This window comes from Streptomyces sp. NPDC111628 (assembly GCF_055635195.1).
Window position 1 is genome coordinate 176,057 of sequence record NZ_JBVKBZ010000005.1, and the last position, 25,262, is coordinate 201,318.

A 25,262-nucleotide genomic window follows, 5' to 3' on the forward strand; every position below is an offset into this window, starting at 1 on the left:
CACATATGTGCGGAGCCGCGCACGGGCGTGCACGCATATGCGTGACAATGACCGGGTGACCTCAGCGACCCGACAGCCCGAGCCCCCGGCCGCCGCCACCCGCCCGCGACTCATCGCCACCGACCTCGACGGCACCCTGCTGCGCGACGACAAGTCGGTCTCCCCGCGTACGGTCGCCGCGCTGGCAGCCGCGGAGAAGGCGGGTATCGAGGTCTTCTTCGTCACCGGGCGCCCCGCCCGCTGGATGGACGTCGTCAGCGCCCACGTCCACGGGCACGGCCTCGCCATCTGCGGAAACGGTGCCGCCGTGGTCGACCTGCACGGCGGCCCCGGCAGGCACAGGTTCGTGAAGGTCCGCGAGCTGCCGCAGGAGAACGCGCTGGACGCCGTGCGGCTGCTGCGGGAGGCGGCGCCCGGCACCGTGTTCGCGGTCGAGCAGACATACGGCTTCCACCAGGAACCGGCGTACCCGAAGCTGCACATGGAGGTCCCCGACGACCTTCTGCCCGCCGAGGAGATCCTGGCACCGGGCGGGCGCGCCGCCACCCAGCCCGTCCTCAAGATCCTTGCCTTCCATCCGGAGCTCGACCCCGACGGCTTCCTCACGCTGGCCCGCCTCGCCATCGGCGACCGCGCCAACGTCACCCGGTCCAGCCCCAGCGCCCTGCTGGAGATCAGCGGCCCCGAGGTCTCCAAGGCCAGCACGCTCGCCCTGTGCTGCGCCGAGCGCGGCATCTCGCACGAGGAGGTGGTGGCCTTCGGCGACATGCCGAACGACGTCGAGATGCTCACCTGGGCGGGACGGTCGTACGCGATGGGCAACGCGCACCCGGACGTGATCGCCGCCGCATCGGGGCGGACGGTCGCCAACAACGACGACGGGGTGGCGGTCGTGATCGAGCGGATGCTGGCGGATCTGTCCTGACCCTCCGCCCCGGCGGGCCGCCCGGTCCCGCGCGGCGCCCGGTGCCGTCACAGCGGCACCCCGCGCTGCGACAGCCACGGCACCGGGTCCAGTGCCGAGCCCATCTCCGGGGTGACCCGGACCTCGAAGTGCAGGTGGGGGCCGGTGGAGTTGCCGGTGCTGCCGGACTGCCCGATCCACTGCCCGGCGTCGACCCGGTCGCCCTGGTCGACGGCGACGGCGGCGAGATGGGCGTACTGCGTGTAGTAGCCGCCCGCGTGCTCGATGACGACCTGGATGCCGAAGGCCCCGCCGCAGGACACCTTCAGGACCCGGCCCGTGCCGACCGACCGCACCGGTGTCCCGACCGGCACCGCGAAGTCCTGGCCGGTGTGCCGGTGCGCCCACCGCGACCCGCCGCTGCCGAAGGACGCCGACAGCTCGTAGGCCTCCACCGGGGCCGTCCAGGTCGGGCCGGCGGGTACGTCCGGCTGGTCGAGGCGGACCGCGCCGGGGCACGCGCCGGCCGCCACGGAGGAGTCCGCCTGTCCTTCCAGCCGCGACCGGGCCGCCTCCAGCTTGTTCTCGATCTTCTTCTTCAGCTTCACCAGGTCGGCGTTGCGTTTCTCCAGCGCCTGCCAGGCCGCCTGCGCCTTGGCCTCCTCCGCGGCGAGCCGGGTCTCGGCCCGCAGGTTCGCGCCGATGGCCCTGTCCACGGCGCTGTTCGCGCGGGAGACGACGCGCTGACCCCGCATCAGCTCCTCGGGGTCGTCGGCGAGGAGCATCCGAGCGGTGAGCGGAAGCCCGCCGTCGCGGTACTGGGCACGGGCGATGCGACCCAGGTCCTCGTGCATGGCGTCGGTCTTCCGCCGTTGCCCGTCGAGCCGGCGCTCGTACTCCAGGGCCTTCGACCGTTGTGCCTCGGCCTCTCGCCGCCCGTCCTCGTACCGGCGGGTGGCCTTCGCCGCGTCCTCGTACAGTCGCGCCACCTGTGGGGCGAGACCGGTGCCGGATCCGGCGTCCCCGCCCGTGCCGTCGGTGGGGCGGGCCGCGAGCAGGGCGAGTGCGCACAGCAGCACCGGAACCAGCAGCGGACGTCGGCGGGATGAGCGCATGTCAGCGATCGTGGACCCGCGCGGCGCCCGGGGTCTCGTTCAGGTCGTACGAGTGGGGGACCCGTTGCTGCACACGGCTCAGCGCGGCTGCTGCACACGGGTCAACGCGGCGTCGGCGGCGCTCAGTACGGCGCCTCCCACAGCACCGTCGTGCCACCGCCGTCCGCCCCGATGCCCGGCCCGAGCCGACTGGCACCGCCCACCGTCTCGGCGCGGCGCTCCAGGTTGCGCAGGCCGCTGCGCCGGCCGCCCTCGGGGACGCCGACACCGTCGTCCGCGACGGTCAGCCGGACGCCCGGCCGGCCGTCCCGCAGGATCGCCGTCGCGTCCACGACCACCTCGATGCGGCCGGCGTGCGCGTGCCGGAAGGCGTTGGACAGGGTTTCGCGCAGCGCGGCGATGAGGTTCTTGCCGGTCAGGTCGCCGACGGCGGTGTCGACCGGGCCCACGAAGCGGTGCGAGGGCGTGAAGCCCAGCGGGGCGGCGGCCATGGTGATCTCGCGCAGTACGCGGGTGCGCAGTCCCGTGGGCGCCTCGGCCGGCTGCTGGAGCGCGAAGATCGCCGAGCGGATCTCCTGGATGGTGACGTCGAGTTCGTCGACGGCTCCCCCGACCCCGTCGCGCACCTCGGGCACGGCCGACCTGCGCTGGGCGCTCTCCAGCATCATCCCCGTCGCGAACAGCCGCTGGATGACGAGGTCGTGCAGGTCCCGGGCGATCCGGTCCCGGTCCTCGTACACGGCGAGCCGTTCCCGGTCGCGCTGGGCCTCGGCCATCGTGAGCGCCAGCGCGGCCTGCGAGGCGAACTGCTCGCCGAGCACGCGCTCCGTCCGGGTGAACGGGCGGTCCCCCCGGGCGCGCGGCATGACCAGGCCCCCGAGGACCTTCCCGTCCCGGCACAGCGGCACCAGCATGACCGGGCCGTAGGAGCGCGCCGGTCCGGCGTTCAGGCGGGGGTCGGTGGCGGCGTCGTCCACGAACACGGGGCGTCCGGCCAGCAGTTCCGCCACGATGCCGTTCTCCGGTGGGACGACCGCGCCGAGGGAGTTCGTGGGCTGCGGCGCGTCGACGGCCACGATCTCCAGGCCGCCCCCGTCGGCCGGCAGCAGGACCACCCCGGCGGCCGCCCCGGAGAGGCGGCGGGCCTGCTCGGCGACGATCTGCAGGGCGTCGTCGGTGTCGCCGCCGGACAGCAGGGCGGTGGTGACGGCGACCGATCCGTCGATCCACCGCTCCCGCTGCTGGGCGGCCTCGTGCAGTCGCGCGTTGCCGATGGCGATACCGGCCTCCGTGGCCAGGACCCGGACCATGGCGAGGTCGTGGTCGTCGAAGGGCTCGCCCGCGAGCTTGTCGGTCAGGTAGAGGTTGCCGAAGATCTCGCCCTGCACACGAATGGGGACACCCAGGAAGCTGGGCATCGGCGGATGGTGCTCGGGAAAGCCGCGCGAGCGCGGGTCCTGGGTCAGGTCGGACAGCCGGACCGTCGTCTCGTCCAGGCCGTGGTGCACGAAGTCGGCGAGGCCGTCGCCGTCCTCGTCGACGACGCCGATGGCCGCGTACCGGGCGTGCGCCAGGTCGGCGGCCGTCTCGCAGATCCGGTGCAGTGTGGAGTGCAGCTCCAGTCCGCTGCCGACGGACCGCATCGCGTCCAGCAGTTTCGGCACCCGTGCCAGTAGTTCGGCCGAGGCCCCCGCACGGGGCGGCGGGGAGCCGGGAGGCGGCGCTGGAGGCATGCCCCGAGCCTAATGAACCCTTTTGGTCCACGAAAGTCGGATTGCAGTAATTTTCCCGGACCCGTGGCCGGGCCCACCCGTCACACCGCTCCCACCAGCAGTTCCGCCGCCGCCTCCCGTCCGGCCATCTCCCGCAGCGGACCCGGTACGGCCGCCAGCTCCGCGTACGTACCGCGCTGTACGACCCGGCCCCGGTCCAGGACGATCACCTCGTCCACGGCCCGCAGCCCCGCCAGCCGGTGCGTGATCAGCACGCTCGTACGGCCCTCGGTGGCGGCCAGCAGATCGGCGGTGAGCGCGTCGGCGGTCGGCAGGTCGAGGTGCTCGGCGGGCTCGTCGAGCACGAGGACGGGGAAGTCGGCGAGCAGCGCCCGGGCCAGGGCGAGCCGCTGACGCTGACCACCGGACAACCGGGCCCCGTGCTCGCCGACCAGCGTGTCCAGACCGTCGGGCAGGCTGTCGGCCCACTCCAGCAGCCGGGCCCGCGCCAGCGCGTCGCGCAACTCGGCCTCGGTGGCGTCCTTCCTGGCCAGCAGCAGGTTCTCGCGGACCGAGCTGTCGAAGAGGTGCGCGTCCTGGGCGCACAGCCCGACGAGGCGCCGTACGTCGTCACCCGCCAGGGCGTAGGCATCGACACCGGCCAGCGTGTAGGAGCCCGCCTCCGGGTCGAGGAAGCGCAGCAGCACCTGGGCCAGGGTCGTCTTGCCGGACCCGGACGGTCCGACCACGGCGACGCGGCGCCCCTGCGCCAGGGTCAGGTCCAGCCCCGCCAGCGCGTCCCTGTCCTGCCCGGGGTGACGCGCGGCCAGCCCCTCGATGACCAGCGGGAACGGCGAGGCGGGCGGCTGCCTGGGCACCTCCGGCTCCCGCACCGGCTCCGGGGCGTCGAGCACCTCGTACACGCGCTCGGCGCTCCTGCGTACCCGCTGGCGGTACTGCACGGCGAGTGGCAGTCCGAGGACGGCCTCGAAGGCGGCCAGCGGGGTCAGGACGACGACGGCCATGGCCACGCCGGCGAGTCGGCCGTCGGCGACCGCCTGGACCCCGACGAGGGCTGCGCCCACGACGGTCAGGCCGGAGACCAGCGCGGTGAGCCCGTCGCCCAGCGCGGTGGCCGTTGCGGCGCGCGAGGCGATCCGGGTGAGGGTGCCGTCGGCCCGCCGGGCCTGGGCGGTACGACCGGGCAGGGCACCGGCGACGGTCAGCTCGGCGGTACCGGTGAGCAGTTCCGTCACGCGGGTGGCGAGCACCCCCCTGGCGGGGGCCAGCCTGCGCTCCGCGCGCCGTGCCACGGCCGCGGTGAGAAGCGGAACACCGACACCGGCCGCGAGCAGGCCGACCGCGAGCACGACGCCCGCCTCCGGCAGCAGCCAGGCCGTGAAACCGACCGAGGCGGCGGAGACGACCAGCGCGCTGCCGGCGGGCAGCAGCCAGCGCAGCCAGTAGTCCTGCAAGGCGTCGACGTCGGCGACGAGCCGGGACAGCAGGTCGCCCCGGCGGCTGTGCCGCAGCCCGGCCGGGGCCAGCCGCTCCAGCCGCCGGTACACGGCGACCCGCGTGTCGGCCAGCATCCGCAGCACGGCGTCGTGCGACACCAGCCGCTCCGCGTAGCGGAACACGGCCCGCCCGATGCCGAAGGCCCGCGTCGCCGTCACGGCCACCATCAGGTACAGGACCGGCGGCTGTTCGGAGGCCCGTGAGATGAGGTACCCGGAGGTCGCCATCAGGCCGACGGCGCTGCCGAGCGCCAGACTGCTGAGCAGCAGCGCGAGACCGAGCCGCCCACGCCGGGCGCCGGACATGGCGCGGACCCGGGACAGCACGCCGCCCCGCACCTTCGCGGCGGGCTCGGCGGGCTCGGCGGACGCGGTGGCCGGCTCGTCTCCGAAGGGACCCTGAGCGGCAGTACGCGGACCGCCCTGCGCAGCGGCCGACGGCCCGCCGGTGTCCCCGGATCCGGCGACGCCCACCGGCGCATGCAGCCGCACCACCCGGTCGGCGACTTCCAGCAGCGCCGGACGGTGCACCACCAGCAGGACCGTACGCCCCTGTGCCAGCCTGCGGACGGCGTCCACGACCTCCGCCTCGGTGGCCCCGTCCAGGGCTGCCGTCGGCTCGTCGAGCAGCAGCACCGGCCGGTCCGCGAGGAACGCCCGGGCCAGCGCCAGCCGCTGCCGCTGTCCCGCGGACAGGCCGGTTCCGTCCTCCCCGAGGACGGTCGCCGTGCCCTCGGGCAGCGCGTCCACGAACTCCAGGGCGCCCGCGTCCCGCAGGGCCCGGCGTACGGCGGTGTCGTCGGCGCCGGGCCGCGCCAGCCGTACGTTCTCCGCGATGGTGCCGGCGTACAGGTGCGGGTGCTGGGGCACCCAGGCGACGCGGGCGTGCCACTGCGCGACATCGAGCGAGTCGAGGCCGGCTCCCCCGACGCGGACCCGTCCCCCGGTCGGGGACACGAAGCCGAGCAGGGCGTTCAGGAGCGTCGACTTGCCCGCCCCGCTGGGGCCCACGAGTGCGACCGTCTCCCCGGGCTCGACGGTGAGGTTCACGCCCCGGACGGCCGCCGTGTCGCGTCCGGGATAGCGGACCGTCACGTCCTCGAAGCTCAGGGCACCGTCCGCCGGAACCGGGCCGGTTCCCGACGCCGGTACAGGACGCTCCAGCACCGAGAAGATGTCCTCGGCGGCGGCGAGGCCCTCGGCCGCCGCGTGGTACTGCGCCCCCACCTGCCGCAACGGCAGATAGGCCTCCGGCGCGAGGACGAGCACGACCAGGCCGTCGTACAGGGCCATGTCCCCGTGGACCAGGCGCATACCGATGGTGACGGCGACGAGCGCGACGGACAGAGTGGCCAGCAGTTCCAGCGCGAAGGACGACAGGAAGGCGATCCGCAGGGTCCGCATGGTCGCCTGGCGGTACTCGCCGGTGATGCGTTTGATCGACTCGGCCTGTGCCTTGGCCCGGCCGAAGACCTTCAGTGTGGGCAGCCCCGCGACCACGTCCAGGAAGTGTCCCGACAGCCGCGACAGCAGCCGCCACTGGCGGTCCATCCGGGACTGGGTGGCCCAGCCGATCAGCATCATGAAGACCGGGATGAGGGGGAGGGTGCCGACGATGATGGCCGCCGAGACCCAGTCCTCGGTCACGATGCGGGCCAGCACCGCCACGGGCACGACCACCGCGAGACCCAGTTGCGGAAGGTAGCGCGAGAAGTAGTCGTCGAGGGCGTCGACGCCCCGGGTGGCGAGGGCGACCAGCGAGCCGGTCCGCTGTCCACCCAGCCAGCCGGGGCCGAGCGCGGTGGCCCGTTCCAGCAGCCGGCCCCGCAGCTCCGACTTGACCGCCGCGCTCGCCCGGTGCGCGGCCAGTTCGGTGAGCCAGCCGACCAGCGCCCGGCCGCAGGCCACGGCCACCAACAGCAGCAGGGGGGTGCGGAGTCCGGCGGCCGTCGTGCCCTGCTGGAAGGCGCCGACCACCACCTCGGCGATGAGCATGGCCTGAGCGACGAGCAGTCCGGCCCCGACGGCACCCAGGGCGACGACCGCCGCCAGGAAGAGCCTGGTGGCGCGGGCGTACCGCAGAAGACGTGGATCGATGGGTTTCACGTGAAACAGGCCTCCCTGCCCGGCGGGATGCGTTCCGACGTTTCGCGATGTTTCACGTGAAACGCACCCCGGGACTCAGTGCGCGGCGTCGGCGAGGTGCTGGGTACCGATGCGCTTGCGGAACACCCAGTACGTCCAGCCCTGGTAGAGCAGGACGACCGGTGTGGCGATCACGGCCAGCCAGGTCATGATCTTCAGCGTGTAGGCGCTGGACGAGGCGTTGGTGACGGTGAGGCTCCAGTCCGCGTTCAGCGTCGACGGCATGACGTTCGGGAAGAGCGTCAGGAAGAGCATCGCCACGGCGGCCACGATGGTGACGCCGGACAGGGCGAACGACCAGCCCTCACGCCCGGCCTGGTTCGCCATCAGGGCGGCGACGAGGGCGGCGACGGCCACCACGAGGGCGACCAGGCTCTTGGCGTCCCCGCTGTCGGCCTGCGTCCAGAGCAGAAAGGCGAGGGCCAGCACGGCCGTCACCAGACCGACCCGCAGCGCCAGGGTCCGCGCCCGCTCACGGATCTCACCGACGGTCTTGAGCGCGGTGAACACCGTGCCGTGGAAGGTGAACAGCGTCAGCGTCACCAGACCGCCGAGGAGGGCGTACGGGTTGAGCAGGTCCCAGACCGAGCCGACGTACTCCAGGTCCCGGTCGATCTCCACGCCGTGGACGATGTTGCCGAAGGCCACGCCCCACAGGAACGCGGGGATCAGCGAGGTCCAGAAGATCGCCGTCTCCCAGTTGCGCTGCCAGTTCTCCTCGGGCCGCTTCACGCGGTACTCGAAGGCGACCCCGCGGACGATCAGGCAGACCAGGATGACCAGCAGGGGAAGGTAGAACCCGGAGAAGAGCGTGGCGTACCACTCGGGGAAGGCGGCGAAGGTGGCACCGCCGGCCGTGAGCAGCCACACCTCATTGCCGTCCCACACGGGACCGATGGTGTTGATCAGGACCCGCTTCTCGGCCCGGTTCCGGGCGAGTAGCTTGGTCAGCACACCGACCCCGAAGTCGAAGCCCTCCAGGAAGAAGTAGCCGGTCCACAGGACGGCGATCAGAACGAACCAGACGTCGTGCAGTTCCATGACTGTGCAGCTCCCTCGGCCTAGTACGAGAAGGCCATCGGCTTGTCGGCGTCACGGAGATCGCCGCCGATCTTCGTGGGCGGATTGAGGTCGGCCTCGGTCAGCTCGGGCGGTCCGGCCTTCACGTACTTCGCCAGGAGCTTGACCTCGATGACGGCCAGGACGGCGTACAGCAGGGTGAAGACGGACATCGAGATGACGACCTCGGCCGTGGAGACACCGGGGGAGACCGCGTCCCGGGTCTGCATCACGCCGTAGACCACCCAGGGCTGCCGGCCCATCTCGGTGAAGATCCAGCCCCAGGAGTTGGCGATCAGCGGGAACGCCATCGTCCACAGCGCCAGCAGCCAGTACATTCGGGAGAGCCTCGCCCCGAGCGGCTTCTTCAGCAGCACCAGGTGCGGGACCTCGTCCTCCCCGGTGCGCAGGGCCGGTGGCAGCAGGAACCGCTTCCGGGTCAGCCACAGGCCCAGCAGGCCGAGGGAGAAGGACGCCATGCCGAAGCCGATCATCCAGCGGAAGCCCCAGTAGGCGACGGGGACGATGGGCTTGTAGTCACCGGGCCCGAACTGCTCCTGGAGGGCCTTGTTGGTGTCGTTGATGCCGGGCACGTAGGACTCGAAGTCGCTGTGGGCGAGGAAGGAGAGCAGTCCGGGTATCTCCAGGGCGACCTTGTTGTGCCCCTTGTCCACGTCCCCGTAGGCGAACACCGAGAACGGTGCCGGCTTCTCGCCGTCCCACAGGGCCTCGGCGGCGGCCATCTTCATCGGCTGCTGCTCGTACATGACCTTGCCGAGGGTGTCGCCGCTGACCGCGGTGAGCACGCCGCCGACCGCCAGGGTCACCAGGCCGAGCCGGAGCGAGGTCCGCATCACCGGGATGTGCTTCTTGCGCATCAGGTGGAAGGCGGCGATGCCGACCATGAAGGCGCCGCCCGTGAGGAAGGCCGCCGAGAAGCTGTGGAAGACCTGGTTGAGGGTGGTGTTCTGGGTGAGGACCTGCCAGAAGTCGGTGAGTTCGGCGCGGCCCTTCTCCTCGTTGATCCGGTAGCCGACGGGGTGCTGCATCCAGGAGTTGGCCGCGAGGATGAAGTACGCCGACAGCAGGGTGCCGATCGAGACCATCCAGATGCAGGCCAGGTGGATCTTCTTGGGCAGCTTGTCCCAGCCGAAGATCCACAGGCCGATGAAGGTGGACTCGAAGAAGAAGGCGATCAGCGCCTCGAAGGCGAGCGGGGCACCGAAGACGTCGCCGACGAAGCGCGAGTAGTCGGACCAGTTCATGCCGAACTGGAACTCCTGCACGATGCCGGTGACGACACCCATCGCGATGTTGATCAGGAAGAGCTTGCCCCAGAACTTGGTCGCCCTGAGGTACTTCTCCTTCTCCGTGCGGACCCAGGCGGTCTGCAGTCCGGCCGTCAGCGCGGCCAGCGAGATCGTCAGCGGGACGAACAGGAAGTGGTAGACGGTCGTGATGCCGAACTGCCATCGCGCCAGCGTCTCCGGCGCCAGTGCCATGTCCACGTCGTCACTCTCCTCACCTCGCCACACCGCCGTGGTCAGCGGCGGTTTGAGCGTGTTTGTCACACCCAACGCGGGCGCAATCGGGACACGCTTGTGAACGCGTTCACATTCACAAGCAATTATGACCTACTGCTTTTCGACACCGGAAGGGGGGTCCCCTGTGACGTCAACCCCTCTGCCTGAACTTCAACAAACCGTTGAGTTCGAGGAGTGGGCGACGGCCCGCGGCATGCGAAAGCGCGGGACGGCACCTGCCGTCCCGCGCCTCGTCGTCCCGCCCCGTGTGGGGCTACAGCTCCTTGCGGAACTCCTCCGACACCTTCAGGAAGATGTCGTTCGCCTCGCTCTCCCCGACCGTCACGCGCACGCCCTCGCCCGCGAAGGGGCGGATGACCACGCCGGCCTGCTCACAGGCGTTCGCGAAGGCGAGCGTGCGCTCCCCCAGCCGCAGCCAGACGAAGTTGGCCTGGGTCTCCGGCACCGTCCAGCCCTGCGCGCGCAGCGCGTCGGCCACGCGGGTGCGCTCGCACACCAGCGAACCGACCCGGCCGATCAGCTCGTCCTCCGCGCGCAGCGAGGCGATCGCCGCCTCCTGCGCGATCTGGCTGACCCCGAAGGGCACCGCCGTCTTGCGCAGCGCCGCCGCCACCGGCTCGTGGGCGATCGCGAACCCGACCCGCAGTCCTGCCAGGCCGTAGGCCTTGGAGAAGGTGCGCAGGACGCAGACGTTGGGCCGCTCACGGTAGAACTCGACGCCGTCCGGGACCTCGGCGTCCCGGATGAACTCGCGGTAGGCCTCGTCCAGGACCACCAGCACGTCGCTCGGCACCCGATTCAGGAACCGCTCCAGCTCGGCCCGCCGCACCACCGTGCCCGTGGGGTTGTTGGGGTTGCAGACGAAGATCAGCCGGGTGCGGTCGGTGATCGCGTCCGCCATGGCGTCCAGGTCGTGCACCTCGTCCGGCGTCAGCGGTACCTGCACGGACCTCGCGCCGCTGATCTGCGTGATGATCGGGTACGCCTCGAAGGAGCGCCAGGCGTAGATCACCTCGTCGCCGGGGCCCGAGGTCGCCTGGATCAGCTGCTGGGCCACACCGACCGAGCCGGTGCCGGTGGCCAGGTGGGCCAGGGGCACCCCGAAGCGGTCGGACAGCTCGGCCATCAGCGACGTGCAGGCCATGTCCGGGTAGCGGTTGAAGGAGGCGGCGGCGGCCGTCACCGTCTCCATCACCCCCGGCAGTGGCGGATAGGGGTTCTCGTTGGAGGACAGCTTGTAGGCCACCGGACCGTCCGCCGCGGCGGGCTTGCCCGGCTTGTAGGTGGGAATCCCCTCCAGCTCGGCGCGCAGCTTGGGGCTCGTCTCGCTCACCGCAGTCCTCCTCGTGACCACCACCGGCATCGAATACTTCTCACCTTATGAGGATTCACCGCCGCTGCGTATAGGCAGGAGAGACGGGCGAGGTGGTGCTGACCTCGTCCGTCACACTGGCATCAGGGGCATCAGTGCACGAAGGCGCACGATTCGGGGGGCGCGCCGCACATATATCTACGCGCCGGTGGCTCGCGCCGTGGCGCGCATCCCTCGTGCAGGTGAGTTGAGACCTCTTCGCAACATCCGCCACCCCGCAGGCACTCACTGGTCAACACGCCAGGTAATGGGGTGGGTGGTCCCAACTGGCTTGCTTTCCTAGGCTGTTAAGCGTTAATGATCTTGCAGAAACGTGACTGTCAACGCATGCATATGCGTCCGCACTACCCCACCCCATGAGCCCTACTATCGGCTCGCCATGACAGCAGCAGGGAAGCACCAGGTGAGCCGCGCGGAAACCTCACGTCGAGGCAGCCGGCCGGGTCGGGCGGGTATCAGGGACGTGGCCGCCGCCGCCGGAGTATCCATCACTACCGTCTCCGACGCCCTCAACGGCAAGGGCCGACTCCCGGATGCCACCCGGCGCCATGTGCGCGAGGTCGCCGACCGACTGGGCTACCGGCCCTCGGCCGCCGCCCGCACGCTCCGCACCGGCAAGTCCGGACTCATCGGCCTGACCGTGACGACGTACGGGGATGAACCTTTCACCTTCACCGAATTCGCGTACTTCGCCGAGATGGCGCGCGCCGCCACGTCCGCCGCGCTCGCCCGCGGCTACGCCCTCGTCATCCTCCCGGCGACCTCCCGTCACGACGTGTGGTCCAACGTCGCGCTCGACGGCACGGTCGTCATCGACCCCTCGGACCACGACCCGGTCGTCAGCGAACTGGTCCGCCAGGGCCTGCCCGTCGTCTCCGACGGCCGCCCGGCCGGCTCACTCCCGGTCACCGCCTGGGTCGACAACGACCACGAGGCGGCCGTGCTCGGCATCCTCGACCACCTCGCCGACGCCGGGGCGCGCAGGATCGGCCTGCTCACCGGCACCACGACCGACACGTACACCCATCTGTCGACCACCGCCTACCTGCGCTGGTGCGAGCGCGTCGGCCAGGACCCGGTCTACGAGGCCTACCCCGCCCACGACCCGTGCGCCGGCGCGGTAGCCGCCGACCGGCTGCTCGCCCGCCCCGACCGGCCCGACGCCGTCTACGGACTGTTCGATCCGAACGGCACCGACCTGCTCGCCGCCGCCCGCCGCTACGGTCTGCGCGTCCCCGAGGACCTGCTGCTGGTCTGCTGCAGCGAGTCCACCGTGTACGCCAGCACCGAGCCTCCCATCACCACCCTGTCGTTGAAGCCCCGCCGCATCGGCACCGCCGTGATCCAGGTCCTCATCGACGCGATCGAGGGCCTGCACTCCGACCAGCCGGTCGAACAGGTGATACCGACCGAACTGATCGTGCGTACCTCGTCGCAGCGGCGCCCGCCGCGTACGACGGTCAGCCCGCCGCGGTCGCCGGAGGGCGAGTAGGGCGCGTCCGGCGTCCCGGGGACGCCGGACGCGGGACCGGGTCGCGGCCGTACGCGCGACCCGGCCGATGCGGGGTGCAGGGGAAGACAGCGAAGAACGACGAAGAACGGCGAACCACGACGGCGCGGAACGACGGTGCGGAACGACGGTGCGGAACGACGGGGAAACAGGGCGGCGAAGCCACACCCGGCACTCCGGAACACCCCCGGAACACGTCAGGGCCACGGTCACGGACGGGCGAAGCCGGGCCCAATCGGGGCGAAAGCCGCAGCGAACCGGAGTCCTGGCCTGATTCACCACCCCTGGGTCATCACACAGCGCGATCCGCATTCCTATGATGGGCCCACACACCGCGGGCCGCTGCGACCAGGCAGTCCGAAGCGGTGCAGATGCGGCGCGATGGTGGAGGGGTCGATGACTCAGGGGGCCGGTCAGGGACCCGAGGTGGAGCGGACGGCGACGGTGCGCGACTTCCGGGTACCCGCGTACGTCCACGAGACCGCTCCGTACGCTGCCCCCGGCACGCACGCGAGCGAGTCCGCGCCGCCCTCCGAGGAGGGGCCCGAGGAGGCCCTGCCCGAGGGCTACACGCCCACGCAGCGCGATCTGCCCGTCATCCGTCGGGGTGACACGGTTCAGGTCACGGTCGACCCCGAGCCGGTCGCGGTGCAGCAGCCCGCGACCGGGCAGGGGCCCCTTTTCGTCGTCGGCGACGTGCACGGCTACCTCGACGAGCTGCTGGCCGCCCTGCGGGAGAAGGGCCTCGTCGACGACGCCGGCCAGTGGTGCGCGGGCACCTCCCGGCTGTGGTTCCTCGGCGACTTCACCGACCGCGGCCCGGACGGCATCGGCGTCATCGACCTGGTGATGCGGCTGTCCGCCGAGGCAGCCGCGGCCGGCGGCTACTGCAAGGCGCTGATGGGCAACCACGAACTGCTGCTGCTCGGCGCCAAGCGGTTCGGCGACACGCCCGTCAACTCCGGCGCGGGCACCGCCACCTTCCAGGCCGCGTGGCTGCTGAACGGCGGCCAGAAGACCGACATGGACCGCCTGCAGGACCACCACCTGCAGTGGATGGCCCGCCTCGACGCCATGGAGGAGGTCGACGACCACCTCCTGGTCCACTCGGACGCCACGACCTACCTCGACTACGGCCGCTCCATCGAAGAGGTCAACGACACCGTCCGCGAGACGCTCACCCGCAACGACGCGGAGGAGGTGTGGGACCTGTTCCGCAAGTTCACCAAGCGCTTCTCCTTCCGCGACGAGGGCGGCGCCGACGCCGTGCGCTCACTGCTTGATACGTACGGCGGCACCCGGATCGTTCACGGCCACAGCCCCATCCCCTACCTGCTGGGCGAAGTCGGCTCCGAGGACGGCGAGGACGACACCCGCACCGCGGTCGAGGGACCGCACGTCTACGCGGACGGCCTGGCCATCGCCATGGACGGCGGCGTCACCATGGCCGGAAAGCTGCTGGTCCAGCAACTTCCCTTGGACGTCTGACCGTTCACCGGGCGGCTTTTGCGGGGGTGCCGAGCGTACAGACCGGCACCCAATTTCTGGAAACCCCCTGTCACCCCCCACCGTCACCGCTCTACCATCGGCTTATCCGTAGCAGGCTCCCCTCCGTTTCTGCCCGACGGCTCGTTGGCATGCGAGCCCCAAGCCCTACGGAGCATCGGGGGATGCACATGAACAGCGTTCCGCAGCACCTGCCGAGCGAGGACCGCCAGGAGTACGAGCGGGTCCTCGACGAGGCGCTGCGCTCCGCACCACACCGCCCGGAGCTGGCCGCTGCCGGTCAGCGGCTCAACTCCGAACAACTGCGCACCATGGCACTCAACGCCACCGCCCTCATCACGGCGGCGGCCACGACCGAGTACCAGCACTACGTGAAGGTCCGCGAGGAACTGCGCCATCCGGCGTCCTCGGGCCCGTCGCCCGCCACGCGCGAGTCCGGCTCCCAGGAGCAGAGCACAAGCGCGGGGGGACTCGCCGCCACCATGGGCGAGATGGCCGAGGCGACCGGTGCGGGGGCCGTCGCCGTCGTCGCCGTCCTGGCACCGGTCCTGGCCGGCACCGCCGCGGCGATATTCCTGCTGGTCGGCTATCTCCTGAAGATGCTCGACCCGGGGCAGACCTTCGCCCGGACCATGCTCACCACGGGATGGGTGTTCGGCGCCGTGACCGCGGTGGCGATCCTCGTCGCCGCGGTGGGGCTGCTGCTCACCGCGCTGCGCAACCGCCCCTCGGCCGAGTCCGGCTTCTACAGCGCACGCGACGAGGAGGTGGCCCGGGCCAGGGACGCCTGGCACGAGGCCCTGCTGGAACGCGGCATACTGCCCTTCCTCCGGGAGGCGCTCAGCGACCCGGGCACGGCGGCACTGCGCCGCACGGAACCGGCGGCGCCGGGCAGCAGCCGTATGCCGCACCTGGGCTACGGCCGTCCCGGGTTCACCAGCCCCGACGGCGGCCCCGACGCGGGCCCGCGGCCGCGCTACTCGAGCCCGGACTACAGCAGCCCGGACTTCGGTGGCCCGGAACACCGGCCCGAATAGCCACCGGCACGGGCGGGCAGCGGTTCAGAGGATGCCCGCCCGGCCGGCGGCAGTGATCCACGACGGGAACTCGGACAGCAGACGGTCGTACAGCTCCGGGTCCGGTACGGTGCCGATGTCGTCGACGGCGAAGAAGCCGACGTTGTCGACGCGACGGCCCGGCAGCGTGTCGAACCGCTCCAGCACCCCGTAGTTGGAGCGCCCGAGCCCGACGAACTGCCAGAAGACGGGTTCCTCCACGGCCTCCCGCAGCTCCCGCTCGATCTCCGTGTTGCGGTAGACACCGCCGTCGGAGAAGAACAGCACCAGGGTCGGGACCGGTGCCGGGTCGGCCCGGACGAAGGCGCGGACCTCGGCGATCACCTTCTGCTCCTCGTTCTGGATGCCGACCGCCCGCATGTCGACCTGCTCGGGGTGCAGGCCCTTCTTCCTGCCCCGCCGGAACAGGCTGATCTCCCCCACCCGCACGTGCAGCCGCAGCCACTCGGGAAGGTCGCCCAGGCGCAGGTCGGGCAGGCGTGCAGGGTTGGAGGCGAAGGTCCAGGCCTGCATCTCCCCGTCGTCGTCCAACTGCGCGGCGACGGCGGCCATCCGCTCCACGACGTCCGCGACGACGCCCTTGGAATAGAGCAAGGACATGGACCCGGAGGCGTCCAGTACGAGGACGACGCGCGCGGTGATACCGGCCGCCCCGTGCTTGCTCAGGCTGACCGCGACCTGCTCCTTGCGCAGGGACAGCCGCTTGCGCATGTCCACGGGGAGGCGTTCCTCGCCCTTGGTGAGACGAGGGCCGGTGCTGGCAGGCGCCGGGACCGGGGGCGGGGGCGGTACGGGCGCCGCAGGCGGGGTGGGCACCGGAGGCGCCGTCGGCAAAGCGGTGGCCGGGGGAGCCGTGGGCAGGGCGGTGGCCGGGGCGGCGGGCGCCGTCGGGGGAGCGTCGTCGTCCACGGTGATGCCGAAGTCGGTCGCCAGCCCCGCCAGCCCGGAGGCGTACCCCTGTCCCACCGCACGGAACTTCCACCCCCCTCCGCGCCGGTACAGCTCGCCACCGACCAGCGCGGTCTCCGTGCCGGACGTGATGTCGAACCGGGCCAGTTCGGTGCCGGTCGCGGCGTCCAGCAACCGCAGCGACAGCCCCGGAACCCGGCCGAAGGTGCCGCCGTCCGCCGAGGCGCACAGGACGATGCGCTCGACCGCCGCCTCGACCGCACGCAGATCCACCTCGACGGCATCGGTCGTGACACCCGCGTTCGCGCCGGGGCCGACCCGCTTGCCCAGGTGGCCCACCGCGCCGGACGTGTGGCGGGGTTGGTTGTAGAAGACGAAGTCACCGTCGTCCCGCACCCGTCCGGCCGAGGTGAGCAGCAGGGCGGAGGCATCGACCTCGGGGACGCCCGGCCCGGGGGACCACACGAGTTCGGCGCGCACCGCGGGGGAGTCGACGGCGACGTTGGCACCCTTGCTCAGGGAGGTGGCTGTCATGCGCCCAGTCTGCCGAGCCGGACCCCTCGGCGGGGAGAGGACCGACCAGGCGGCCTGTCCCCCTCCCGCGCCGCTACGCTCAGTCCGCGATCGGCAGGTACACCCGATTGCCCGCCGCCGCGAACTCCTCCGACTTCCGCGCCATACCCTCCTCAATCTCGCCCTTGCTGCCCCCGTGCTCCCGGCGAATGTCCTGCGAGATCTTCATCGAGCAGAACTTGGGCCCGCACATGGAGCAGAAGTGCGCCGTCTTGGCGGGCTCGGCCGGCAGGGTCTCGTCGTGGAACTCCCGGGCCGTGTCGGGGTCGAGGGCCAGGTTGAACTGGTCCTCCCACCGGAACTCGAACCGGGCGTCCGACAGCGCGTCGTCCCACTCCTGCGCACCTGGGTGACCCTTGGCGAGGTCGGCGGCATGGGCGGCGATCTTGTAGGTGATGACGCCGGTCTTGACGTCGTCACGGTTGGGCAGGCCCAGGTGTTCCTTGGGCGTGACGTAGCAGAGCATGGCCGTGCCCCACCAGGCGATCATCGCGGCACCGATGCCGGAGGTGATGTGGTCGTACGCCGGCGCGACGTCCGTCGTCAGCGGGCCGAGCGTATAGAACGGAGCTTCATCGCAGATCTCCTGCTGAAGGTCGATGTTCTCCTTGATCTTGTGCATCGGGACATGTCCCGGGCCCTCGATCATGGTCTGTACGTTGCAACGCTTGGCGATCCGGTTGAGTTCCCCGAGCGTGCGCAGCTCGGCGAACTGCGCCTCGTCGTTGGCGTCCGCGATCGACCCAGGACGCAGGCCGTCGCCGAGGGAGTAGGTGACGTCGTAGGCGGCGAGGATCTCGCAGAGTTCCTCGAAATTCTCGTAGAGGAAAGACTCCTTGTGGTGCGCCAGGCACCACGCCGCCATGATCGAGCCGCCGCGCGAGACGATGCCGGTCTTGCGGTTCGCCGTGAGGGGTACGTACGGCAGTCGCACGCCCGCGTGGACCGTCATGTAGTCCACGCCCTGTTCCGCCTGTTCGATGACGGTGTCCTTGTAGATCTCCCAGGTCAGCTCCTCGGCGCGGCCGTCGACCTTCTCCAGGGCCTGGTAGAGCGGCACGGTTCCGATGGGAACGGGGGAGTTGCGCAGGACCCACTCGCGGGTGGTGTGGATGTTGCGGCCGGTGGAGAGGTCCATGACCGTGTCGGCGCCCCACCGGGTCGCCCAGGTCATCTTGTCCACCTCCTCCTCGATGGAGGACGTGACCGCCGAGTTGCCGATGTTGGCGTTGACCTTCACCAGGAACCGCTTGCCGATGATCATCGGCTCGATCTCGGGGTGGTTGACGTTGGCGGGCAGCACGGCGCGCCCCGCGGCGATCTCCTCGCGGACCACCTCCGGGGAGACGTTCTCCCGGACGGCCACGTACTCCATCTCCGGAGTGATCTCGCCCCGTCGCGCGTAGGCGAGCTGTGTCACCGCGGTGCCGTCCCGGCCCCGGCGCGGCTGGCGCGGGCGGCCGGGGAACACGGCGTCGAGGTTGCGCAGGCCGCCGCGCGGCGAGGTGTGCTTGATTCCGTCGTCCTCGGGCCGGACGGGACGGCCCGCGTACTCCTCGGTGTCACCGCGGGCGATGATCCAGTGCTCCCGCAGCGGTGCGAGGCCCCGGCGGACATCGGTGTCCACGAGTGGATCGGTGTACGGGCCCGAGGTGTCGTACAGCGTGACCGACTGCCCGTTGGTGAGGTGCACCTGACGGACCGGCACCCGCAGATCGGGGCGCGAGCCCTCGACGTACGCCTTGTGCCAGCCGATGGACTTCCCGGCCTCCGTGTTCTCCGCGGGGGCCGCGGGGTCCGCGGTGTCCGCGGTGTCCGCCTGGGCGGTGTTCTGCGTGGAGGCAGGCGTGCGTGCGTCCTTGATGGTCATGAGACCTACTCCCTACGCCGGCATTACCCGGTAACAGGTTCGGCGGTCGACGCAGCGGCTTCCGTCTCTCGACGCTTCGTGGGATACGTCACTCGACTTCGGTGACGTTTCCCGTGAAACATCGCTGGGACGGAGGTCAGCGCCCTCTCAGCCCGGTGCTCCGAGCTCCCGCGTGTGCAAAGGTGCCTCCACGCTAGCGCCCATTCGGGCGCGGTGAACAGAGGGCCCCCCTCGTTCTTGCGATGATCGGGCGGTGACCACACCGCAGCCCCCCTCCTTTCCACCGCGCCGGCCCCGCCGCGGACCGAACGCCGAAGAGGGCGACGGCCGGGCAGCCGGCCACGTCCCCGGCGTCGCTGCCGACGCGAACGCCGGCAGACAGGAGACGGGTTACGGGCACGACGCGGACCACGGACACGGCGCGGGCGGCGGACACGGTGCGGACGGCGGACACGGTGCGGACGGCGGACACGGCGCGGGCGGCGGACACGGCGCGGGCGGCGGACACGGGCACTCGCACGGGCACGGACCGGCGGCTCCCGTCTCCCGGCATCTGCGGAAGGTCATCGCCGCGATCCTGATCCCCTTCACCGCGGCCGTCCTGGTCGGGCTCGCGGTGCTGTGGCCGGGCGGCGCACCGCCGCACGAGCGCACCGGCGTCGGCTTCGACCGGCAGACGCAGCAGGCCACCGTCACCAAGGTGGTCGAACTGAGCTGCCAGTCCGTCAACGCCTCGGGCGGTGTCCCGACCGGCGACACATCCACCGCCGAGGGTTCCTCCGCGGTGCAGCAGGCGAAGGGCGACTGCAAGCGGGCGACCATCCGCGTCGACACCGGCGACGACAAGGGCCGCACGTTCGACGAGATCGTGCAGCCGGACCAGTCACGGCAGTTGCACGAGGGCCAGGAAGTGGTGGTCGCCTACGAGCCCTCCGCGCCGAAGGACCTGCAGTACTCGGTGACCGACATCAACCGCCGGCTTCCCCTGGCCCTGCTCGCCGGCATCTTCGCCCTCGCCGTCGTGGTCGTCGGACGGCTGCGCGGACTCATGGCGCTGGTCTCGCTGGCCATCAGCTTCCTGCTGCTGAACTTCTTCATCCTGCCCGCCATCCTGCAGGGCTCGAACCCCCTGGTCGTGGCGGTGATCGGGTCCAGCGCCATCATGCTGATCGCGTTGTACCTGTGCCACGGACTGTCGGCCCGCACATCCGTGGCGGTGCTCGGCACACTGATCTCGCTGCTGCTGATCGGCGTGCTCGGGTCCCTCTTCATCGGCTGGGCCGCGCTCACCGGCAACACGGACGACAACACCGGCCTCATCCATGGCCTGTACCCGTCCATCGACATGAGCGGTCTGCTGCTCGCCGGGGTCATCATCGGTTCGCTCGGTGTCCTCGACGACGTGACGGTCACCCAGACGTCGGCGGTGTGGGAACTGCACGAGGCCAACCCGACGATGGGCTGGCGCGGCCTGTACCGCGCGGGCATCCGCATCGGCCGCGACCACATCGCCTCGGTCGTGAACACACTCGTCCTCGCCTACGCGGGCGCGGCGCTGCCCCTGCTGCTGCTGTTCTCTATCGCGCAGAGCGGAGTGGGGACCGTCGCCAACAGCGAGCTGGTCGCGGAGGAGATCGTGCGGACGCTGGTCGGCTCGATCGGTCTGGTGGCCTCCGTGCCGGTCACTACGGCCCTCGCCGCCCTGGTCGTGTCTGCGGACCGGCCGGCCGAACGACCGGCCCAGGCGGCGACAGCGGGTGGCGGGGCCAGTGCCCCGGCCCGTGGCGGGCGGGGCCGTCGCCGCAAGCGCTGACGCATCCGGCGAAGCGTTACGCCAACGACCGCAGGACTGCCGGAACGGTTCAGCCCGCGCTCTGTTCCTCCGCCAGGATGCGGTCCAGGGCCTCGTCGAGGTGGCTGTCGAAGTCGGCGAGCGCGCCCTCCTGACCCAGCGGCACCAGCTTGTCGGTGCGGTCGAGGAAGGCCACCAGGGGCGCGGCGGAGGAACGGAACAGGGCCTGGTCGCTGCCGACCTGAAGACGGATCAGCACCTCGGCCAGCGGCTCGGGCTCCACCGGTGCGATGCGCACGTCACCGTCGCCGCACGGCCGGCCCACCCCGTCGACCAGCAGCTCCCGGCCGAAGGCCCAGGTCACCGGCGCGTCTCCGGGCAGATGAAAGGTCAGGCGTACGGCATAGGGATCCCGGGTCTCGTAGCGCAGCTCCACCGGGATACGGAAAGAGAGCTCCTCGGACACGAGAAAGCTCATCATGACCTCTGCCTGTACGGACTCGCCCATTCGCCTACCCCGTCATTCGCCGTCGACTGTCCGGGAATCAAACCTCTAACACTGGTGGCATCTTGCTCAACGTACACACCAGATCACAAGGAGTGAGTTTTCAGATACTGATAGAGAGCGCGAGCGACCCCAGACGCCGCCCCACCTCGTTCTGCAACCGCTGAGCCGCGGGGAGCAAACGGTCCGCCTGATGGAGGGGCAGTGAGATGGCCATCGTGGCGGCCGTGGTACCGACGGTGATCGGGATCGCCGCGCAGACCGTCCCCAGCGCGTACTCCTGGCGCTCGGTCACCGGCGCCATCCGGGGCATGCGTTCCAGCCGCTTCAGGAGACTGTGGCCGTCACGCACCGTGTACGGCGTGAGGGGCTGCACCGGGTAGCGGTCCAGGTGGTCGCGGCGCGCGTCGTCGTCCAGCTGGGACAGCAGGCACTGCCCGATGGCGTGTGCGTGTCCCGTCTCCCGGAAGTCCGCCCATTCCTCGACCGCCGGAATGCCCGGGGTGTCGGAGACGCACATGACCTCGATCTCGCCGTCCCGGTACATGGCGTAGTACACGGGGACGCCGATCGCGTCGCGCCAGCGCGCCATGGTGTCGACCACCGTGCTGCGACGTTTCTGCTCGGCCCCGCTGCTGCTCAGCCGCTCGGCGGCCTCGCCGAGGAAGAACAGCCCCTTCTCCCGGCGCAGATAGCCCTCGTGCACCAGGGTGCGCAGCAGGTGGTACGCCGTGGGCAGCGCCAGCCCCGTCTCGCGGGCCAGCTGTTTGGCGGGGGCTCCGTACTCGTGCTCCGCGACGCGCTCGAGCAGGCGCATCGCCCGCTGCACGGAGCCGATCAGAGTCGCGGACGGCGGGTCGGCAGAGGCAGGCGCGGGGGGTGTCCGAGGCGTCGAGCAGGGCTGCACGGGAAGGGCGTGCAGCTGAGCGAATGCGGTGTCAGCCGTGGCCAAGGGTCACTCCCGGAACGCGAGGTGGCAGCCCGTGCGGAGAACACGAGTGGGGGTGTACGCCGTGCGCGGAGTCGCCCCCGCGTGGAGTTCCGGACTCTAACCGCCGGTCACCGCTCACCGACGGCCCGTCCGGGAAACTTCCCTCGCCCGAGGGAACCGGTGGTTCCTGTTACCGCCACCGGTGTCCCACGGCTCTCACCAGTCGCTGCGCGACGACGAGCTCGACATGAACTTGCGTACGACGTAGATCAGTCCGCCGACGAGCGCGACGAAGACCAGCAGCTTGAACAGCAGTCCGATCACGAACCCGACCACGCTGGCGATCAGTCCGCCGAACACGACCAGGGCGATGACCGGCACCGCGATCCACTTCACCCACCACGGCAGTCCCGTGAAGATCTCTCGCATCGCCCTTGCCCTCACCTTTCGCGGAGCCCCGGGATGTCCCGGGGAATCCTCTGATGTCCTGCACTCGATGCTAGAGCCGCGAGCGCCACGGCAGGGGCCCCGCACCCCTTGTCTCCCCCTGACCGATCCCCTAGGGATCCCCGGGGTCGGGTCTCAGCTCTCCGGCGGAGAGAACACCACCAGGACCCGCAGGTCCTCGCTGATGTGATGGAACTTGTGGGCGACGCCGGCCGGCACGTAGACCACACTGCCGCGGGCGACCTGGGTGGTCTCCATGCCCACGGTGATCGCGGCCCGTCCGCTCACCACGAAGTACACCTCGTCCTGCGCGTGCGGCTTCTGCGGGTCGGTCGTGCCCGCGTCGAGGGCGTACAGACCGACCGACATGTTCCGCTCCCGCAGGAACTGCAGGTAGGCGCCGTCGTTGGCGGCGCGTTCCGCCTCCAGTTCGTCCAGCCGGAATGCCTTCATCGCCTCGTCCGCCCCTGCCTCGCCGTTCGTGTCCGATCGCGTCTGCCACGATCAGACACATGAAGAATTTTCTAGTCAAGACGATCGCCAACGCCGGCGCCCTCGCCGTCGCCGTGTGGCTGCTCGACAAGATCACCCTGACCGGGGGCAGCACCGGGGAGAAGGCCCTCACGCTGATCGTGGTGGCCCTGGTGTTCGGCCTGGTCAACATGGTCGTGAAGCCGATCGTGCAGGTGCTGACCTTCCCGCTGTTCATCCTGACCCTCGGCCTGTTCACGCTGGTGGTCAACGCGCTGATGCTGCTGCTCACGTCGTGGGTGGCCGACAAGCTGGACGTGAGCTTCCACGTCGACGGGTTCTGGACCGCCGTCCTGGGCGGCCTGATCGTCTCGATCGTCTCCTGGGCTCTCAACGCGTTCCTGCCCGACGGGGACTGATCCCGATGACCTACCGCGTCTGTTTCGTGTGCACGGGCAACATCTGTCGCTCCCCGATGGCCGAGGCCGTCTTCCACGCGCGCGTGGCGGACGCCGGGCTCGACGGCCTCGTCGGGGCCGACAGCGCCGGGACCGGCGGCTGGCACGAGGGTGAGGGCGCGGACCCGCGCACCGTGGCCGTGCTGGCGGAGCACGGTTACGGCCTCGACCACACGGCCCGGCAGTTCCAGCAGTCCTGGTTCTCCCGTCTCGACCTGGTCGTCGCCCTCGACGCCGGGCACCTGAGGGCCCTGCGGCGCCTCGCCCCCACGGAGCGGGACGCGGCCAAGGTGCGCCTGCTGCGGTCGTACGACCCCGCCGCCGAGGGCGATGACCTGGACGTCCCGGACCCGTACTACGGGGGCCGGGACGGCTTCGAGGAATGCCTTGAGATGGTGGAGGCGGCGAGCACCGGACTGCTCGCCGCGGTACGCGAGCAAGTGGAAGGACAGGCGGCATGAGCGATTCCGCTACGAACGACGGCGTCGGTGCGGGCGCGGAGAGATCCGCTCCCGGCCCCGGTGACGGCACGCGCGCGGTGCGGGCCGGGCTGCCCGAACCGGTCAAGCACGAGCCCACCTTGCCGGGCCCGGTGTTCGCCGCCCACTTCCACCTGCCGGGGGACCCGACCGGGCCGTACACCTACGGCCGCGACGAGAACCCGACCTGGACCCATCTGGAACGCGCCATCGGCGAGCTGGAGGCGCCCGGCCGGTCCGACGTGGAGACGCTCGTCTTCGCCTCGGGCATGGCCGCGATCTCCTCCGTGCTCTTCTCGCAGCTGCGCGCCGGCGACACGGCCGTCCTGCCCGACGACGGATACCAGGCGCTGCCGCTGGTCCGCGCGCAGCTGGAGGCGTACGGCATCGAGGTGCGCACCGCGCCGACCGGCCGGGACGCCCAGCTCGACGTGCTGGACGGGGCGAAGCTGCTGTGGATCGAGACGCCGTCGAACCCGGGGCTCGATGTGTGCGACGTACGGCGGCTCGCCGAGGCTGCGCACGCGCGCGGTGCTCTGGTCGCCGTCGACAACACCCTGGCCACACCGCTGGGGCAGCGCCCACTGGAGCTCGGCGCGGACTTCTCGGTGGCCAGCGGAACCAAGCAGCTCACCGGCCACGGAGACGTCCTGCTGGGCTACGTGGCCGGACGCGACGCCGGAGCGATGGCCGCCGTTCGGCGCTGGCGCAAGGTCGTCGGCGCGATTCCCGGCCCCATGGAAGCCTGGCTCGCACACCGCTCGATCGCCACCCTCCAGCTGCGCGTGGACCGGCAGGACGCCACCGCACTCAGAGTGGCCGAAGCCCTCCGCACCCGGCCCGAGATCACCGGCCTGCGGTACCCCGGGCTGCCCGACGACCCGTCCCACAAGGTCGCCTCGCAGCAGATGCTGCGCTACGGCTGTGTCGTCTCCTTCACGCTGCCCTCGCGCGCGCGTGCCGATCGTTTTCTCGATGCGCTGCGGCTCGTCGAGGGCGCGACGAGCTTCGGCGGGGTGCGGTCCACCGCGGAGCGGCGCGGGCGCTGGGGCGGCGACGCGGTGCCGGAGGGCTTCATCCGGCTCTCCGTCGGCGCGGAGGACCCCGACGACCTGGTGGCGGATCTGCTGCGCGCGCTGGACGAAACGACGGAATGACGTCGCCGGAACGACGTCGACAGACGTCGACGGACGGTCCGAGCCTCCCCCCTCGTGGCTCGGACCGTCCTCCGGTTCCGCGCGCGAAGAACCGCGCGCACAAGGCTAGTTGACTCAGTGTCAGTGTCCAATCACCGTAACGACAGCGACCTATCGACTTATTTATAGTTGGGCTCGTGCGGGGGCCGGAGAAGAACAGAAGAGGGGACG

General features: G+C 71.0%; 20 protein-coding genes. 8 read left to right on the top strand and 12 right to left on the bottom strand.

What is annotated here, in order from left to right; translation table 11 throughout:
• Window positions 1-37 precede the first annotated feature (37 nt).
• On the top strand, window positions 38-925 hold the full coding sequence (locus tag ACZ7MF_RS26645; protein WP_471480359.1) for an HAD family hydrolase: 888 nt from the start codon (window positions 38-40) through the stop codon (window positions 923-925).
• A 47-nt stretch (window positions 926-972) separates the two neighbouring features.
• Here the strand turns inward: ACZ7MF_RS26645 and ACZ7MF_RS26650 are convergent, their stop codons facing one another.
• From ACZ7MF_RS26650 to hisC, 6 genes are all read right to left on the bottom strand, one after another.
• On the bottom strand, window positions 973-2,019 hold the full coding sequence (locus ACZ7MF_RS26650) for a M23 family metallopeptidase (protein WP_471480361.1): 1,047 nt from the start codon (window positions 2,017-2,019) through the stop codon (window positions 973-975).
• Window positions 2,020-2,141: 122 nt separating this feature from the next.
• Complete coding sequence (locus tag ACZ7MF_RS26655) at window positions 2,142-3,752, bottom strand: sensor histidine kinase (protein WP_471480363.1); 1,611 nt, start codon at window positions 3,750-3,752, stop codon at window positions 2,142-2,144.
• Window positions 3,753-3,832: 80 nt separating this feature from the next.
• Complete coding sequence (cydD, locus tag ACZ7MF_RS26660; RefSeq protein ID WP_471480365.1) at window positions 3,833-7,354, bottom strand: thiol reductant ABC exporter subunit CydD; 3,522 nt, start codon at window positions 7,352-7,354, stop codon at window positions 3,833-3,835.
• A gap of 75 nt (window positions 7,355-7,429) precedes the next feature.
• Window positions 7,430-8,434: a cytochrome d ubiquinol oxidase subunit II gene (gene cydB / locus ACZ7MF_RS26665; protein WP_003974997.1), complete on the bottom strand. Its 1,005-nt coding sequence runs from the start codon at window positions 8,432-8,434 to the stop codon at window positions 7,430-7,432.
• A 20-nt stretch (window positions 8,435-8,454) separates the two neighbouring features.
• The gene (locus tag ACZ7MF_RS26670) at window positions 8,455-9,960 is read right to left on the bottom strand and encodes a cytochrome ubiquinol oxidase subunit I (protein ID WP_471480367.1); all 1,506 of its coding nucleotides are present in this window, start codon (window positions 9,958-9,960) and stop codon (window positions 8,455-8,457) included.
• Between the two features lie 289 nt (window positions 9,961-10,249).
• The gene (hisC, locus tag ACZ7MF_RS26675) at window positions 10,250-11,329 is read right to left on the bottom strand and encodes a histidinol-phosphate transaminase (protein ID WP_471480369.1); all 1,080 of its coding nucleotides are present in this window, start codon (window positions 11,327-11,329) and stop codon (window positions 10,250-10,252) included.
• 418 nt (window positions 11,330-11,747) lie between these two features.
• Between hisC and ACZ7MF_RS26680 the strand changes: the two genes are divergently transcribed.
• The 3 genes from ACZ7MF_RS26680 (at window position 11,748) to ACZ7MF_RS26690 (ending at window position 15,421) form a co-directional block, all read left to right on the top strand.
• Window positions 11,748-12,860, top strand: a complete 1,113-nt coding sequence (locus ACZ7MF_RS26680) for a LacI family DNA-binding transcriptional regulator (RefSeq protein WP_003975000.1) — start codon at window positions 11,748-11,750, stop codon at window positions 12,858-12,860.
• Window positions 12,861-13,259: 399 nt separating this feature from the next.
• Entirely contained in the window at window positions 13,260-14,366 is a 1,107-nt protein-coding gene (gene sppA / locus ACZ7MF_RS26685; RefSeq protein WP_471480371.1) for a Ser/Thr/Tyr protein phosphatase SppA, read from the top strand.
• A 182-nt stretch (window positions 14,367-14,548) separates the two neighbouring features.
• Window positions 14,549-15,421 carry a hypothetical protein gene (locus ACZ7MF_RS26690; protein WP_471480373.1) on the top strand — a complete coding sequence of 291 codons (873 nt, stop codon included), beginning with the start codon at window positions 14,549-14,551 and terminating at the stop codon, window positions 15,419-15,421.
• Between the two features lie 24 nt (window positions 15,422-15,445).
• Here the strand turns inward: ACZ7MF_RS26690 and ACZ7MF_RS26695 are convergent, their stop codons facing one another.
• Complete coding sequence (locus ACZ7MF_RS26695) at window positions 15,446-16,903, bottom strand: VWA domain-containing protein (protein WP_471480375.1); 1,458 nt, start codon at window positions 16,901-16,903, stop codon at window positions 15,446-15,448.
• A 79-nt stretch (window positions 16,904-16,982) separates the two neighbouring features.
• Window positions 16,983-18,812, bottom strand: coding sequence for a phosphomethylpyrimidine synthase ThiC (gene thiC / locus ACZ7MF_RS26700; protein WP_471480377.1), 1,830 nt, complete (start codon window positions 18,810-18,812; stop codon window positions 16,983-16,985).
• Window positions 18,813-19,065: 253 nt separating this feature from the next.
• Between thiC and ACZ7MF_RS26705 the strand changes: the two genes are divergently transcribed.
• Window positions 19,066-20,625 (top strand): YibE/F family protein, encoded by a 1,560-nt coding sequence (locus tag ACZ7MF_RS26705; protein ID WP_471480379.1) that lies wholly within the window; start codon window positions 19,066-19,068, stop codon window positions 20,623-20,625.
• Window positions 20,626-20,674: 49 nt separating this feature from the next.
• Here the strand turns inward: ACZ7MF_RS26705 and ACZ7MF_RS26710 are convergent, their stop codons facing one another.
• The 4 genes from ACZ7MF_RS26710 to ACZ7MF_RS26725 form a co-directional block, all read right to left on the bottom strand.
• Complete coding sequence (locus tag ACZ7MF_RS26710) at window positions 20,675-21,112, bottom strand: SsgA family sporulation/cell division regulator (protein WP_003975006.1); 438 nt, start codon at window positions 21,110-21,112, stop codon at window positions 20,675-20,677.
• A gap of 100 nt (window positions 21,113-21,212) precedes the next feature.
• Complete coding sequence (locus tag ACZ7MF_RS26715) at window positions 21,213-21,938, bottom strand: IclR family transcriptional regulator (protein WP_356866463.1); 726 nt, start codon at window positions 21,936-21,938, stop codon at window positions 21,213-21,215.
• Between the two features lie 318 nt (window positions 21,939-22,256).
• Complete coding sequence (locus ACZ7MF_RS26720) at window positions 22,257-22,469, bottom strand: DUF5326 family protein (RefSeq protein ID WP_007388908.1); 213 nt, start codon at window positions 22,467-22,469, stop codon at window positions 22,257-22,259.
• Between the two features lie 153 nt (window positions 22,470-22,622).
• Window positions 22,623-22,940, bottom strand: coding sequence for a cupin domain-containing protein (locus ACZ7MF_RS26725; protein ID WP_003975009.1), 318 nt, complete (start codon window positions 22,938-22,940; stop codon window positions 22,623-22,625).
• Between the two features lie 59 nt (window positions 22,941-22,999).
• Between ACZ7MF_RS26725 and ACZ7MF_RS26730 the strand changes: the two genes are divergently transcribed.
• From ACZ7MF_RS26730 to ACZ7MF_RS26740, 3 genes are read left to right on the top strand one after another with little or no spacing between them, the layout of a single operon-like run.
• On the top strand, window positions 23,000-23,377 hold the full coding sequence (locus ACZ7MF_RS26730) for a phage holin family protein (protein WP_127891969.1): 378 nt from the start codon (window positions 23,000-23,002) through the stop codon (window positions 23,375-23,377).
• A gap of 5 nt (window positions 23,378-23,382) precedes the next feature.
• A complete protein-coding gene (locus tag ACZ7MF_RS26735; protein ID WP_471480381.1) occupies window positions 23,383-23,877 on the top strand; it encodes a low molecular weight protein-tyrosine-phosphatase in 495 nt (164 codons plus the stop codon).
• Entirely contained in the window at window positions 23,874-25,052 is a 1,179-nt protein-coding gene (locus ACZ7MF_RS26740; RefSeq protein WP_471480383.1) for a cystathionine gamma-lyase, read from the top strand. Before ACZ7MF_RS26735 ends, ACZ7MF_RS26740 begins: the two co-directional genes overlap by 4 nt.
• Window positions 25,053-25,262: the final 210 nt, after the last annotated feature.